At 59.7% G+C, this 15,439-nt stretch carries 11 protein-coding genes; all 11 read right to left on the reverse strand.

Annotated features, from left to right (window positions below):
* Positions 1 to 64: 64 nt before the first annotated feature.
* The 11 genes from ACMXYI_RS06345 to ACMXYI_RS06395 all read right to left on the reverse strand — a co-directional run bounded on the left by ACMXYI_RS06345 (position 65) and on the right by ACMXYI_RS06395 (position 15,439).
* On the reverse strand, positions 65 to 2,374 hold the full coding sequence (locus tag ACMXYI_RS06345; RefSeq protein ID WP_415772284.1) for a hypothetical protein: 2,310 nt from the start codon (positions 2,372 to 2,374) through the stop codon (positions 65 to 67).
* A 49-nt stretch (positions 2,375 to 2,423) separates the two neighbouring features.
* Positions 2,424 to 4,457: a type VI secretion system tip protein TssI/VgrG gene (gene tssI / locus ACMXYI_RS06350; protein WP_415772286.1), complete on the reverse strand. Its 2,034-nt coding sequence runs from the start codon at positions 4,455 to 4,457 to the stop codon at positions 2,424 to 2,426.
* 28 nt (positions 4,458 to 4,485) lie between these two features.
* On the reverse strand, positions 4,486 to 5,487 hold the full coding sequence (locus ACMXYI_RS06355) for a serine/threonine-protein kinase (RefSeq protein WP_415772288.1): 1,002 nt from the start codon (positions 5,485 to 5,487) through the stop codon (positions 4,486 to 4,488).
* Entirely contained in the window at positions 5,484 to 6,212 is a 729-nt protein-coding gene (locus tag ACMXYI_RS06360) for a PP2C family protein-serine/threonine phosphatase (protein WP_415772290.1), read from the reverse strand. Before ACMXYI_RS06360 ends, ACMXYI_RS06355 begins: the two co-directional genes overlap by 4 nt.
* A complete protein-coding gene (gene tssM, locus ACMXYI_RS06365; RefSeq protein ID WP_415772292.1) occupies positions 6,212 to 9,736 on the reverse strand; it encodes a type VI secretion system membrane subunit TssM in 3,525 nt (1,174 codons plus the stop codon). The genes ACMXYI_RS06360 and tssM overlap by 1 nt, the downstream gene beginning before the upstream one ends.
* 13 nt (positions 9,737 to 9,749) lie before the next feature.
* Positions 9,750 to 10,625: a type IVB secretion system protein IcmH/DotU gene (gene icmH / locus ACMXYI_RS06370; protein ID WP_149631550.1), complete on the reverse strand. Its 876-nt coding sequence runs from the start codon at positions 10,623 to 10,625 to the stop codon at positions 9,750 to 9,752.
* A gap of 5 nt (positions 10,626 to 10,630) precedes the next feature.
* Positions 10,631 to 11,962, reverse strand: a complete 1,332-nt coding sequence (tssK, locus tag ACMXYI_RS06375) for a type VI secretion system baseplate subunit TssK (RefSeq protein WP_046045022.1) — start codon at positions 11,960 to 11,962, stop codon at positions 10,631 to 10,633.
* A gap of 2 nt (positions 11,963 to 11,964) precedes the next feature.
* Positions 11,965 to 12,465, reverse strand: coding sequence for a type VI secretion system lipoprotein TssJ (gene tssJ, locus ACMXYI_RS06380; protein ID WP_090177940.1), 501 nt, complete (start codon positions 12,463 to 12,465; stop codon positions 11,965 to 11,967).
* Between the two features lie 5 nt (positions 12,466 to 12,470).
* A complete protein-coding gene (gene tagH / locus ACMXYI_RS06385; protein ID WP_415772295.1) occupies positions 12,471 to 13,667 on the reverse strand; it encodes a type VI secretion system-associated FHA domain protein TagH in 1,197 nt (398 codons plus the stop codon).
* A gap of 17 nt (positions 13,668 to 13,684) precedes the next feature.
* Positions 13,685 to 13,825 (reverse strand): hypothetical protein, encoded by a 141-nt coding sequence (locus ACMXYI_RS06390; protein ID WP_008150087.1) that lies wholly within the window; start codon positions 13,823 to 13,825, stop codon positions 13,685 to 13,687.
* A gap of 93 nt (positions 13,826 to 13,918) precedes the next feature.
* The gene (locus tag ACMXYI_RS06395) at positions 13,919 to 15,439 is read right to left on the reverse strand and encodes a sigma-54 interaction domain-containing protein (RefSeq protein ID WP_415772297.1); all 1,521 of its coding nucleotides are present in this window, start codon (positions 15,437 to 15,439) and stop codon (positions 13,919 to 13,921) included.

The raw sequence follows: 15,439 nt of genomic DNA on the forward strand, positions 1-15,439 counted from the left end.
CCAAATTTCTGTTATAGCACCCATCACGCAATAGCCTTATTCTCTGCAAATGCAGCTAGCTTCATCACTCCCGTCTAGGTTTAAAATTTTCCGGCTGTTCTTTAAGCTTCCCTGAAGCATCTGGATAGCTCATTTGCTCAGTCAGCACAGTCAACGCATTTGTATAGGCTTGGAAGCGTGCAGTAATGCCGTTTACACGATTAATACTTCCAGGATCCGCAACAGGGCGACCAAAGTTCACTGTAGCGGCCACTTGGCCAAAGGATTCACAGCTATAGTAAACGTGCTGTGACGTGCCAACTTGGATGGGAACACGCTTCATAACCGGAGTTTTGTCCGCAAATTTAGCAGCACCTGTCCACGCCCAATAAGCACCCGCACTCAAGGCTGCGTCTAGTCCTTTTGTTCCAATAGCATCTCGCCACTGAATCATTTCGACTGTCAGACCTTTCGGTTTCAAAGCAGTATCAGATAGATGGCTATTATTTCCGGTATTGTTTGCCAAACTTGCAGCGGCAGTAAGTGCCTTTGCCACTGTAGTAGGGATTGTACGCCCGCGAAATTTCCAGTACTTTACGCAATTATCTGGCCATGTTAACTGGAAGAATCCGCGGCCATCCCATGGGTAGTACTTAGCATTGGAGTTATTCTCATATATTTTTCCAAACCATTGAGTTTCTTGAGTTGAGTTGCCAAAAAAAGCAGCCATTCGCAAAGAGCTGTTGGCGACAGCAAATTTTCGCAACGCTATATTCAGGTCATCCTTCATTTGGGTAATGACTGTCTTTGAGGCCTTACCTAAAACTACTGCCTCTGATACCCAATTGTTATTACTCTTGCGCAATGCGCTCATCGGCAGTAGTTGTGTAAGCTCACGCTCACTGAGCCAACCACACTTCCTAAAAGTCTCGATAAATTCCCGTGGAGGAAAGTGCCAGTGCTTAGAGCCGATATCCGTTAAGCCGGCCTCCTCCCAAAAGGCCATAGCACTTTGGTGGGCCTTGATTTTGTCGTAATCGCCTCGCGGCATTGGGGGGCCAATTTCCGATTCTTGCAGGAGCCAACCATATCGAGTTTCGAAGTCATTTTTGGCCCATTCACTTGGGAATTTGAAAATGCAGCGCTTGAGTTGCTTCTGTGAATGTTCCTTGCGGATGATGGCTTCGTTGTATTTTTTTATCCGAAAGCTCTTGCTGTAGATATGCTCCTCTTCAGGTTTTAAAGGTGCGTGCTTGAAGTCAGGAGCCCGGGATATTTCGACCAGGCTTCTGGACTGAGGATAGAGGGGATCTTCATCCAGCTTCAGCAGCGCCCGCAAATATGGCGACTGACAGTGACTGTCTTCATCAGTGTCGTCGTCGATCAGTTTCCACCCTTGCCAGTGGGGAAAGTCAGCATCGCTGAAGCAAGTGACAGTGCTGCCGTTAAGGTTGAACCAGGCACTACCACCGGGAAGTGCAATCTGCCGCCAATGCGCCGCGTTGGCAGGTGTCAGGGAGTCTGGACCGATTACGCGCCCAAAACGCAGCAACTCGTACCCCGCGCTAGCACTGGCGGGATAACGAGTACTGGCGGTCTCATAAAGGTCATACTCAAAGTCGTTAGCTTCTTTGTGCTCGCCAATGCATTCACCATCAAGGGAGTAGGTGCTTAAAGTACATTGCCCTTGGCCATAGTGCATACGGATGAACAGATCTTCTGGCGGGCGGGATACACAATTACTCTTATTGTTCGAGTCGATCCATATAGCAGGCCGTTCTGAAAAACCAATGACTTCTGGCGGTAGGTAGAAATACATATCCCCCCAACAACTGTCGGTACGACCAGCTTTGGTCTGATAGGCCACTTCCCGCCCCGAACGACCGGTAAGATTTTTTATTTGGCTATCGGCAGCGATAATTTCAAAGTGAATTTTGTTGCGGTCACCGTATATTTGCCCGGCTTCCCCGAGAGTATCTTTGCGGTAAATCCGCATATCCTTTTTAGGTTCGACCAGAGTGATTTTAGAAAGGTGCATGTAGATCGAGTAGAAAATCACCTTAGAATTTGCACCGTCGCCAATCTCAGTTTCGTGACGTAGGACAACACACCCATTGTCCGTCCAACCACTGTAATTCAAAGGCGCGTCGGCTGCTGTGTCCACTGGGGTTGGTTGGCGGAAGTAAGCTAGCGTGCCATCAGCAATAGCTCGTACAGGCAATACATGCCCAGCCTCTGCAGGAGCTATTAAGTGGGTGCCACCATGCCAATTCAGGTCGAAACTGATCGGGAAAAAGCCATCCCCGGGTGCGCCACACAGCATGGCTCTGGCCAGAAATGCGTCGTCGCTTTCCCCAGCGGCAGGTGTAGGGATAAACGGAGGGCTAATCAACATAGGTGTGATCCATCTTTAATCAATTTTTCAAATCCATTGAGCGCTGACTTCACAGCGATAACAGGTACTTTGTCTTAGGTTTAGGTTCCTCAGGCGCATTCCCCAACGCCTGATCCATCAAACTCCCCGCCTTATCCTTATCCGCAGCCCCCGGCAGCACCGGCGGTTTAATACCAATCCCAGTCCCACTCCCCGCCGACCCGCCGGCATTAATCTTCACCACCGGTCCAACAACCGTAATCCCGCCAGCGTCGAGTTTGATAAAGCTCCCACCCGCCTTCACGGTGAGCTCCATCCCAGCCTCAATAACAATCTTGTCCCCAGCCTTCAGGTGAATCTCTTTCCCAACGCTAGTTAGCTGCGCAGTCCCCAGCTTTACATGCTGGTTCTGCCCAATCGTCAGGTGGTCATCCAGCCGCGCTTCAGTCTTGCGATCCGCAATCGTGGTCCGATGCTCTTCCGCCTTCAGCTCGGTGTAGGTGTTCTTCTCCACCGTGTCATGCCGCTCATTCCCGACCCGAATCTTCTGGTCATGCTCGATGTTTTCATCCCAATCCCGCTGGGCATGCAGGTAGATCTGTTCCGCGCCTTTCTTGTCTTCAATCCGCAGTTCGTTGTACCCGCCGCCGCCCGGTGAGCTGAGGGTTTTGAATACGCTGCGGGTTTTGTTCGCCGGCAGATCGTAGGGAACGAGGTTTTCCTTGTGATACAGGCACCCGGTCACCAGCGGCTGGTCGGGGTCACCTTCGAGGAAGGTGACGAGGACTTCCATGCCGATGCGCGGGATGGCGATGGCGCCGTAGCGGTCGCCGGCCCAACTCGATGAGACGCGCATCCAGCAGCTGGTTTTATCATCAGCCAACCCTTCGCGGTCCCAGTGGAATTGCACCTTGATGCGGCCGTACTGGTCGCAGTGAATCTCTTCACCTTTAGGCCCTGTGACCATGGCGGTCTGGCTGCCGAGCACACGCGGTTTCGGGTGTTCCAGCGCCGGGCGGTAAAACACGTCCCACGGCGTGGCGAGGAAGCGGTTGCGGTAGCCCTGGTGGAAGTCGTCTTTGTCGTCGGTGGTGTCGCTGGTCACCGACTCTTCGAGGACTTGCGGTTGTTTGCCTTCGTGGACGATTTCGGTGAGCAACCAGAGGTCGTTCCACTCGGTGCGTGGATGGTCGGACATTTCCAGGAAGTGGCCGCTGACCAAACGCGTCTGATCGCCTTTACCTTCGGCTTGTTGGTAATCGGCGCGGTGGCGTTCGAGGGCGCGTTGGCTGAGGAATTTGCCGCGCGCACGGTCGATGAAGCGGCCGGGGTAGTCGTAGTCTTCCAGGTCCGGCGCGTCGCTTTGCGCCTCGGGTTTGTAGGCGGATTCGAGTTGCAGGCGTGGTTTTTCGAAGTCGTAGTCGCGGCGGGTGACGCGGCCGGTGCGGGTTTCCAGGCGCAGTTTGAAGCCTTTGATCACTGGCTCGTCGGCGACCATGCCGCTGCCTTGCACGTACGCGGTGGGCTGCCCGAGTTTCGGAAACACGGTCTGGTCATCGCCGAATACTAAAAGATGACCTTTGGAACTGTGCTGGAAGTGGTAGTGAATGCCTTCTTCTTCGCACAGGCGCTGGACGAAGTGCAGGTCGGTTTCGTCGTACTGCACGCAGTAGTCGCGGTCCGGGCAGGGCTGGCTGAGCTGGAAGTTGTAGGCGTTGCCCTTGATGCCGTGTTCATCGAGGATCAGCGCGATGATTTTCGGCGCGGACATCTGCTGGTAGATGCGTTGGTTGGTGCGGTGGTGCAGGTATTGCAGTTGCGGCACCAGGGAGATTTTGTAGCGGGTCAGGCGTTTGCCGGCATCGCCTTGGGCGACGCGGTAGATCTGGCCGTGGATGCCGGAACCCTGCGGATCGAACGCCAAAAAAGCCTGCTTGTGCAGGAGCTTTTCCAGGTCGAGGTCGGGGTTTTCGCTGACCAGTTCCAGGTCGAAGCGATACGGCTGGCTGATGCCTTCGGTGCCGGTGAACGACAGCACTTGCAGGTCGCCGACATAGTCTTCAACGGTCAGGCTGAAATGCGTTTCGTTAGCTGGGTTGAACATTGCTTGCTCCCTGTTCGGTAGTCATCCGTTACGCCCGCAGTCGCAGGCGTTGCAGCAAAGACGAAGTGGCGCCCAAGGCGTCACGCAATTGGGCGGCGGTGATGGTGCGCTTGGCCGCATCGAAAGCCAGCGCCGTTCGCAGGGCTGGCCAGCAGTGTTTCGGTAGGTTCCGTGGAGCGTGCAGCTCGCGTTCGAGGTGGCCGTCGCGGGCTTCGGTCGAGGGCAAGCGGCGGAACGGGTGTTTGCCGCCCGCCAATTCGTAGAGCATGCAGGCCGCGCCGTAGACATCCGCACTGGCCGACAGCGGCTGGCCTTCGAGCAGTTCGGGGGCGGCGTAGCCGGGGGTCCAGGCGTTGAAGCGGTTACGGCTCAGGTGTGGCAGGCCGGGCAGGATGCCTTCCTCGGCCTGGCCCAGACCGAAGTCGAACAGGCGCACGCCTTCTTCGCTGAGCATCACGTTGCTCGGCTTCATGTCACCGTGCAGCACGCCGCGAGCGTGGGCGAAGGCCAGCGCGTCGAGCAGCGGCAGCGCGATGTCGCGCAGTTCTTTCCACGGCAGGCCCAGGGGCCGCTCGCAGAGTAATTTGTCCAGGGTCAGCCCACGCATGAGTTCCATGGTGATGAAGGCGCGCTGGCAGTCGGTGTCCACTTCAAAGCTGTGCAAACGCAGCACGTTGTCGTGGCGCAGGCGTCGGGTCAGGGCGAACTCGCTGTAGAGCAAGGCGCTGGCGTCCGGCGATTCGGCAAATTCTTCGCTGAGGATTTTCAGCGCGATGTAAGGGTCGGGATCGCCGAACTGTTCGCTCAGCAAGTCCCGTGCGCGGTAAACCGCACCCATGCCGCCAGCACCGAGCAGACGCTCGATGCGGTAACGGCCTGCAAGCACGTCGGGCATTTCGCCGATGCTGGCCTTGGTTGGCGCCAGCGCAGGCTCTGCCTTATGCGATTTGGCAAAGGCGAAGTAAGTCAGGTTACTGGCCTCTTCGTCGCTCACCAGCAGGTCGTCGAGCGGCGGCATGAGTTGGGTCATTGTCGGATCACCACGGCAGTCAGGTTGTCCCGGGCCGAGCCACGCAGGGCGCCGTCGAACAGACGCTCCAGCGCAACGTGCGGCGCGGTCAGGCTCAGGGCATTGCCCAAGGCATCGCTGCTGAGTCCTTGGTACAAACCGTCGCTGCACAACAGAAACGTATCGCCGGGGTAGACCTCGAGTTCGAGCACGTCCAGCGTCAGCACATCAGCCGCCCCGACCGCACGGGTCAGGGCATGGGCCGATGGATGCGCACGGGCGTCTTCGAGGCTCATGTTTTGCTCGTCGATCAGTTGCTGTTGCAGCGAATGGTCCTTGGACAGCTGATACAAACGCTGGCCGCGCCACAGGTAGCAACGGCTGTCGCCGGCCCAGATGCAGGCCGCGCGGTTGCCTTCCACCAGCAGCGCCACCACGGTGCTGCCCATGATGCTGTCATGGCGCCCGGCGGTGACGGTCAACTCCTGGCCCAAGCGGCGATTCAACCAGTGCAGGCACTGGCGAATGCCTTTGAGTCGTTCGTCGAAGTCATCCTGCACCGGCAATTCCGCCAGGCTGGCGACGATCAACTGGCTGGCGATGTCGCCACCCTGATGACCGCCCATGCCGTCCGCGACCACCCACAGCCCCTGCTGTGGACAGTCGAGGAAAGCATCTTCGTTGCGCGCCCGAACCTTGCCGGCGTCGGTACGCGCAGCGCTGCGCCAGGGACTGGCAACCAGCATCAGAGCTGCACCGGCATACGGAAGGTGCGCAGCACGCCCATGTCGAACGGGTTTGGCGTGCGCTGGCTGCTGAGCAGGTAATTGGCGCGCAGGCCGCCCACGTCAGCTTTCAGCACCAGCACGTCGCGACCGCTCAGGTACTCGGTCTGCATCAGGTCAAACAGACGGAACAGCGACCATGGGCCGGTGTTCTTTTCGATACCGATCGGGCGGCCGGCCATTTTGTCGAGGACCAGGCTGGTGCGACCGTCTTCAGCGTCGGTCGGCCATTTGAACGACACCGGCACGATCGGGCCGTGGCGGTATTCGATGGTCTTGTCGCCAAACTTGAACTCGGAACGGCTGACGGCCGGGTCGAGGGTGTACGGCTCCAGTTTGAACTGCACTTGCGGCTCGGCCGGATTGACCGAGAAGAAGCTCTGGCGGATCACTTGGGCCGCGGCCATCTGGTCGAGGTAGACCTTGGAGATCGGCATGCTGTGACCGTCGATGGTGCGCAGGCGGTAGTTGCCTGGATCGCCACTGACGAACGGACGCATGTAGGTCTCGAAGAAGCGATCGTTGATGCCCTGCGCCTTGAAGAACTCGCGGAAATCGCTGATCGCGACGTCGCTGGTGCTGTGGGCGCTGAACGGATAACGCTTGTTGATCGCCTTGCCGTAGAAGCTGTACAGCTCGCTCTGATAACGCTGGTTCAGGTACTGGTAGGAATCGTTCAACACCAGACGCCAGGTGTCTTCAGCCAGGACGTTGAACCACACGCTGACCGGACGCGGCAGACGGTTGGAGGCATTGCGCAAGTTGCTCAGCGCATCACGCTGGCCGCTCATGCGGGTCTTGGCCATTTCGAACGCAGCCTGATCCGGGGAGCTGGCACGCGCAAGGCTCGCCAGTTGCAGTTGCAGGTCGTTGAGCGCCGTCAGGGCCGGGGTCAAATCAGCGGCCGGGCCGTTGTTGTCATCCAGCAAACGGTGCAGCGGTTCGAAGCGACGTTGCAGGGATTTTTTCGCGGTGTCCGGCAGGTTCTTGGTCATGTCTGCGGCTTTGTCAGCCGCAGCCGCCGCGAGTTTGCCGAGCTTGCCGCCCTTCTCGCCCAGTTTGTCCGCCGCCTCGGCAGCTTCGTCAGCACTGTCGGCGATCACTTGGAAACGGGTGTTCTCGCGCACTTCCACCAGCAGTTGCAGCACGGGCGAGTTGGCGGACGTCAGGCCAGCCAATTGCTCGGCGCCTTCACCGGCATCGTTGATCGGTGGCAATGCCACCTGGCCGACCGCTTCACTCCAGAAGTTGGCGTAGTCGCGGAAGTACAGTTGCTCCAGTTCGACCATCAGGCGACGCAAGTCCATGCCGCTGATGCCCGAGCCTTCGCCCAGCACCCAGTTGTCACGCAGGATATCGGTGACCAGCGCACTGCCCTGAACCGAGAAGTACTGCTGATAGCCCTGTTGAGTGTAGAAACCCGGGATCACGTATTCGGTGCCGACAAACAGCGAAGCCTGCGGGCCGATGTGTTGGCTCAAACGGTATTCCGGCAGGTTACGGGCCTGCTCGCGCAGCATCCGGTAAACCACGTTGGCCAGCGACTCGCTGCGCAGCACCTGACGCGCTTGCGCCACCAGTTGATCGTTCAGCGGGTAGATAAACGGCTGCTTCAGCAAACGCTCGAAGTGCGTGTTCAAACCGTTCTGCACCGACGTGTTGCCGGCGTAACGCTGGGACCATTCGGTGGCAACCCAATCCTTGAGCCACGGGCCGTCGCGACGGTCTTTCATGTTCAACATCAGGTACGCGCGCAGGCTGTTGAGCAGGCGTTCGCGGTCATTCATGTTGGCGCGGATCTGCCCTTCCAGCAGGGTCGCAACCTTCGGCAGCAGTTGCGCTTCAAGCTCTCGCTCGTAGGCGTTCTTGACCACCGGAGTGACGTCTTCACCTTGGTACAAGCCGCCACGTTCGTGATACGACACGTCACCTTTGTTCGGGAAGACCTGAGTCGCCGCGTAGCTGGTGTCGAGGGGCTTGAGCACCGCCATGGAATCATCACGCGCGGTGAGGGCCGAGCGCTGTTGAGTCCAGTTGGTAGCCAGGTTACGCAGGTTTTCCAGACGCTCGTAGTTGGCCGAGAATCCGCCCGCCCACAGCATGCCAAACAGTGCCAGTGCCGCCAAAGCGCCCACGTACAGGGCACGTTGGCCCCAATGGATGCGGCTGCGCTCGCGTTTGTCCAGACCGGCCAGATCGGCCTCGGGGAAAATCACCCGGCTGAGCAAGTGGTGAATGAAGCGCGAACGGCCGCTGCGCAAAGTCGGCAGCACGCCAGCGTTCATGCCCAGATTGGCGCCGATGCCGGCGGTGGTCTGGTCCATTTCTTGAGTCAGGTGCGGAGCGCTGGTCAGGTAGAAACCGCGCAACTGGCTGACACGCTGGTAGCGGTTGCCGGTGAACGCCATGTCGACGAACAGGCACAGACGCTCGCCGATCTGCCCCAATTGATGCGGGAAGTCGAGGATGCGACCACGGCGCTGGGTGTCGCGCTCTTGGTGCATGCGCATGATCACTTGGCTGTTCAGGCGACGCAGCAGCTCTTCAAACTCGGCGCGCAGCACGGCGACATCGGTGCCGCTCTGCTCTTTGCGGAAACTGGTGCCGAGCACCTGATCGCTTTCTTCGCGGGTCAGTTGATCGAAGAACTCGTCGAAACCGAGCAGCTTGTCAGCCTTGCTCAGCACCAGATAAACCGGCACATCGACGTGCAGTTTCTGATGCACGTCTTGCAGACGGGCACGCACCTGGCGAGCCAGGGTATCGAGGTCTTGCTCGGTGTTGCCCAGCAGCATTTCCACCGGAATGGTCACCAGCACGCCGTTCAACGGACGGTTGCGGCGGCGCTTGCGCAGCAGGTCGAGCAAGGTGCTCCAGGCGCTGCCATCGACTTCGGCATCCGGCTGGGTCAGGTAACGCCCGGCGGTGTCGATCAGCACACCGTGGTCGGCGAAATACCAGTCGCAATGACGGGTGCCGAGGGTGTCGCGGGTCAGCTTGCGGTCGATCTTGTTGATCGGAAATTCAAGGCCCGAGAAGTCCAGCAGGCTGGTCTTGCCGCTGCCCTGCGGACCGATCAGCAAGTACCACGGCAAATCACTGCGCCAGCGTTCGCTACGACCGCGATAGAGGCTCGAGGTCTTCAGGGTTTTCAACGCATCCTTGAAGCGCACGCGAAGCTCTTTCTGCTCTTCGTCGATCAGCTCTTCACGGCGGATACGGTCCTGGCCGTCTTCAGTGTCTTCGATGGCTTTCTTGCGTACGCCAGCGCGCCAGCTGACGAAGACCATGGTCAGGCCCCAGATCAGGAACAGCACACTGATGGTCAGCAGGCGGGAGGTCGAGCCTTCCCAGAACTTGTAGTCATCGACTGCCAGCAGCGGCCCGACGAACCACACCAACAGCGCGACGAACAACACCAGCAGCAAGGTCCAGACCCAGGTCTGACGCAAGAATGCGCCGACTTTCTTGAAAAACTTTTTCATCACACGTCCCTGTTTACGGCTGCGACTGCGGCTGGACCGCGGCCGGATCTAGCTGCTGATAAGGTTGCAGAACGGTTTCGCGTTGCTCGCCCAATACCCAGGCAAAACCCGAATACATCACCACCAGGCAAACCACGGTGAACAGCACCACCATCCACGCCGGCACGATGCGCACCAGGCTGCGACGCTGATCGTTCAAGCCTTCCCAATGCGGCGACAGTTCGCGAGGCACGTCGCCGCGCAACTGACGAATCTGGCGATACAAGGCGTCGCGGATGCCTTCGAGCTCGAGCATGCCGCGGGCTTGCACCCGGTATTTGCCTTCGAAGCCCAGCGACAGGCACAGGTACATCAGCTCCAGCATCGGCAGGTGCTTGACCGGGTTTTTCGACAGGCGATCCAGCAGTTGGAAGAACTTCTCGCCGCCGAAGGTTTCGTTGTGGAAGCTGCTGAGCAGGCTCATCTGCGACCATTCGCTTTCGTTGCCCCACGGCGTGGTCACGACGGCTTCGTCGACCACGGTGCACAGCACGTAACGCGCGGCCATCACCTGGCTGCTTTCGGCGCCGTTGTGCAGCGCACGCACTTCAAACAGTTTCAGCCCGGCAGTCAGTCGCTCGTTGAGCGCGTACATGTCTTCGCGGGTGTCGCTGTGCTTGAGTCGCACCACTTCCGACAACAGGTCGGACGCCGCCGCGACCAGCGAATTGAGGCTGATGTTGAAGGCTTCGGCCGGGCGCAGGCGCGCGGCATAAATCATCCGTTCTTCCAGCTGTTCAAAACGCGGCGGTGCGGCGAAATCTGTCAGCGGACTCTGCGCCGGGCCGTGGCCCTGACGGTCGAGCAGGACGGTTTTATCGTCCTGGTTGTGTTCCATGTCCTTGATCATGTCGGTCAGTTCCTGATGGCCCAGAATTTCAGTTCAAGCTCGGCGAATTCGCCGGACACGTGGAACGCGAAGCCGCCGGAGCGCTCGAGTTGTGCCAGGTCTTCGGAACTGAGTTCGAGAATGAAATAGGTTTTGTTGGAGTGGAACGCGATCTGCCGCGGGGCCACCGGCAATGGTTTGACCTTGATGCCCGGCAGATGCAGGTTGACCAGTTGGCGAATGCGCTCCACCGGGCCGACCTTGAGGTGCGCCGGCAAGCGATGGCGCAGTTCCTCGGAGTCGCAGTTGGCACTGGCGGCGAGTACGAACGAGGCCGAGCCCAGCAGCTTGTGGTCGTGCAACGGCGAGACGATGATCCCGTACTGGCGCGCTTGCAGGACCAGTTCGATGGCGTGCTGTTCGAGCACCATCGACAGCACCTGACGAATCGCTTCCATCAGTTTGCGGAAACTCGCGCCCTGGTCGCTGTGCTGGTAGCGGCTGTCCAGGCGCGGGCGTTTGCTGTCGCTGGAGAAGGTCGCCAGATCGCCGAGCATGGTCAGCAGCGTGCGGTACAACTCTTCCGGGTGAACCTGCTCCAGGCCGAGGTAGTGGCGCAGCAGCAGTTCGGTGCGGTTGATCAGTTGCAGCATCATGAAGTCGCCGACTTCCGCGCCGCCGACTTTGCCGTTGGAACGAATCCGCTCGGCGATGGTGTCGCCCCGGTGGCCGAGCATGCTGATCACTTCTTTCAGGCACGACAGCAGGTAGCTGGACGAATGCGCCTGGATGTAGGTCGGCACGAAGTCCGGGTCGAGGCTGATCACGCCGTCGGGCGTGGTGTCGAGCACTTCGCAGATCTTCAGTTTCACGTAGGCCTGGTCGCTCTGCTGCTCGCCGAGCAACAGTTTGAAGTCCGGGCGGCCGCAACTGACCTGGCTGGCAGAATCGTCGCCGGCGTTGGAGTCGGCGACTTCCGCTTCGTACGCGGTGTAGCGCGCCAGCACGTCGGATTGCTCTGGACGGCGCGACTCGATGTGGTTGCCGGTGACCAGCGGCAGCGCCAGGTAGATCGGCGTGTTACCGGTGTTCGGCGGTACGTCGAGCGCCAGCGGTTCGGTGTTGCCGCCGAGTTCGAACAGGCTGCCGTCCGGCAGAATCCCCGAGGCCTGGCTGATCACCAGTTTGCCCATGTTGAGGAACTGCAAGTCGATGTCCAGGTTCAGGAAGCCCCAGGTGTAGCTGCCCAGCAACTGCGTGCGGGTCTTCATCTGGTGGTCGTAGTAGCGATCGTTGTGCTGGAAGTGCTGCGGGCGCAGCAGCATGCCTTCCTGCCAAATCACTTTATGGGAATTCATGATCAGTCATCCGCCTTGGCGAGCTTTTCGTTGCTGTTGCGAATACCGGCCTGGTCGAGGGTCAGATCAGCGTCGGTGACTTCCACCGGGGTGACTTGCACCGTGTAGCGCCATTTGGTTTCCGGCAGATCGCGGTAGGCGGCGAGGATGCCGACGTAACGACTGCCCTCCTCCACGCTGAGTTTCATTTCCACGGTTTCACCTGGACGCAGTTCAATTTCTTCGCTGGCCACCAGGTCCGGGGCCAGGGATTCCTTGGCGCGCTCGTACAGGCTGAAGAAGTCAGCGTTCTCGAACGTCACCGGATGCTTGAGCTCGAACAGACGCACAACGATCGGCGATGGACGTCCATTGAGGTCCGGGTTCAGCTGATCGCTGGCGGTCAACTTCAGGTTGAGCTTGGTGACGTGGGAATACGGCGACAGCGACGAGCAGCCGGCCAGCAGCACCAGGGCCGCGAACGCCGTCAGCGTCTTGAAAAAAGCGGTCGAGCAGCGAGACATGCGCATCATCCTTGGTGGTCGGTGTGAAGGGTGGAAATCAGGCGGATCTGCTCTTCGTAGGCCTGAGCAAAGTCGCGGGCCAGCAGGCGCTCGCTCCAGTCATCGTCCTGACGCAGGGCCTGGTGATAGCGACCGTAAGCTCTCCAGCGACTGCCGGACGTGGCGAGCAACGGCTTGTTGTCGCGCTCAAAACGCAGGGTCAGCTGTTGTGGCGAGAAGTGTTCCAGGGTGCCGCGAACGGCCGCGCGGCTGGCGGTCAGCAAGGCCACCTGATGCGCCTGCAAATCGCGGAACGCACGGGAGATCGCTTGCTCGGCCGGCAACTGGCCCGGCTTGTTCGGCTGCAACAAAATGCCCAGCGCTTCACCGGCATCGACGGCAAATTTCAGAGGATTTTTATGGGTGCCTTGCACGGTGGTCTGGGCCAGACGCAGCTCGTTTTTCAGTTCGCTTCGGGTGCGCAGGCTCTGCTGCAAACCGCCGACGCTTTGCTTGAGCAGGCGTGCAGCGTTCAGCGCCAGGGCTTCGCGGGCGTCGTGGTCGAGGCCTTTGAGGTCCACGCCCAGCGCCGCACCGAAGTGTTCCCAGAAACCTTCGCTCTGACGCTCGACCGCTTTGGGTGGTGGCGCGGGTGCTGGCTCTGCCGGGGCGTTGATCAGCTCCGGCACCATCAGGCTTTCCATGTCGATGCGCGCATAGTCGGCGCGTTGACGGCTGTCCTCGATGGTCGTGCTCGGGGAGATCAGCTCGTCGATTTCCGAATACACGCGCTCTTGCTGATCGAGGGCATTGAGCGGGTCGAGGTCGAGAAACGCATCGTCCGGAATGATGCTGCCCGCTGCTTGCGGACGGCCGACTTCGACGTCGAAGGTCGCCGGGTCGCGCACCAGCCGCGCACGGATCTCGAAGTCACCCAGCACGTAGACACTGCCGTGCTCGATGCGCATCGCTTCGCCCTTGCGCAGGCGCGCGCCGCTTTCGCTGTCCTGGATACCGTTGCTGCTGGTATCGGTCAGGAAAAACGTGCCTTCGCGGTAGCTGATCAACGCGTGGTGGTTGGACAGGTGACGCTTGCGGTCCGGGATGATCCAGTCGCAATCCTCGCCCCGACCGATCACGCCACCGGCCTGTTTGAAGGTCTTTTGGCACAAATCCGTGGGCACGAATTGCTTGGTGTTCAGCATTTCGAAAACCAGTTCCATGGTGATACTCCTTGCGGTCACTTGCCGCGATTGACCGCCTGCGGATCACCCAATGGGCGATAGGTGTTGTCGTTGTATTTGTAATTACCGCTACAGCCGCCGAGGCCGCATAGAACGACGAGGGTCAGCAGGACGGCTTGCCAGTGACGAACAGACATCAGAGGGTCTCCAGGGGTAGACAAAGTACAAAGCGCCGACCCGTTTGGGCGGCGCTATTAGAAGCGGATAAGGTGAAATCGACGGTCGTTTGCCTATCCATCGAAATCACCCAAATTGATATTCAGGCGCCCGAGGCGGTACAGCAGCGTGCGGCGTGGCAGCCCGAGTTCGCGGGCGGCGAGGGTCTGGTTGCCGTCGTTTTTGCGCAGGCAATCGAGCAGCAGACTGCGTTCGACTTGCTCCAGGCGTTCGCGCAGGTTCAGGCCGCTGCTGTCTTCCGGCATGGCTTCCATGCGCAGAGAGAAATGTTCGGCCAGTAACTCGCCGCCCTCGCACAGCAGCACCGCGCGTTCGACCAGGCCTTTGAGTTCACGCACGTTGCCGGGGAAGGCGTAACCGGACAGGTGATCCAGCGCCGCATCGGACCAACACACCGCATCGCGCTGCAAGAACGAGCACGCCTTGTCGGCGAAGTGCCGGGCCAGGTCGAGGATGTCGCCTTCGCGCTGACGCAGGGCCGGCAACTCGATCGGGAATTGCGCGAGGCGGTAGTACAAGTCCTCGCGGAATTTGCCTTCACTGACCAGCACCGACAAATCCCGGTGCGTCGCGGCGATGATGCGCACGTCGATCTTGTGGGTGTCGTTGGAACCCAGCGGACGGATCTCGCCTTCCTGCAGAACCCGCAACAACTTGGCTTGCAGGGACAACGGCATGTCGCCGATTTCATCGAGCAGCAAGGTGCCGCCGTTGGCCGCGTCGAACAGCCCGGCGCGATCACGGTCGGCGCCGGTGAACGCACCTTTGCGGTAGCCGAACAGTTCGCTTTCCAACAGGTTCTCGGGGAACGCCGCGCAGTTCTGCACGATGAACGCCTGGGAGCGTCGCGGGCCGCAATCGTGGATGGCGCGCGCGACCACTTCCTTGCCGGTGCCGGTCTCGCCGCGCAGCAGCACGGTATACGGGCTGTGCAGGACTTTGCTGATCAGCGAATAGGTCTGGCGCATGGCCGAACTCTTGCCGATCAATCCGTAACCGCTGGCGCTCGGGACGCTGACCTTCACTGGCCTCGCATCAGCGGTTGGCTGACGCAGACGTTGCAGCAAATGCAGTTGGCCAAGCACGAACGAACCCAGTTGACCGAGGGAATCGGCAAAGCCTTGCAGGTCGATGTGCCGGCGACTGGCGCACAGCAGCAAGCCTTCGACGGCTTTCTGCTGATTGACCAGTGGCACACACAACAGCGACTGCCAAGGCATGGCCTGAGGTGGCAGGAAACTGGTTTCGTGCAGGCTGCCGCTCAGCTCGCTCAGGCACACCACGCGGTTCTGACACAGGGCGAATTGCAGCAGTTGTTCACCGTTGTAATCCGCCGGCAGGCTCGCCGATTCCCGGGGTTGCAGGATGCCGTTGAGGCACTCGGCGTTCATCCCCAGGCACGTGTGAGTCGCGTCCAGCAGGTACAACTGAGTCAGTTCACAACCGCTGAGCTCGGCCAAGCCGCGCACGAAGTCACCCAGCAGCGCAGCACCGTCCGCCGCGCGCGACAGGCTGGCAAATTGCGCCAGCAAGGCTTCGGCATAGACCAGCGGTTGCGGCACTTGAGTGAACAT

Origin of the sequence: Pseudomonas lyxosi, from assembly GCF_047758685.1 — a bacterium.
Lineage (GTDB): Bacteria > Pseudomonadota > Gammaproteobacteria > Pseudomonadales > Pseudomonadaceae > Aquipseudomonas > Aquipseudomonas lyxosi.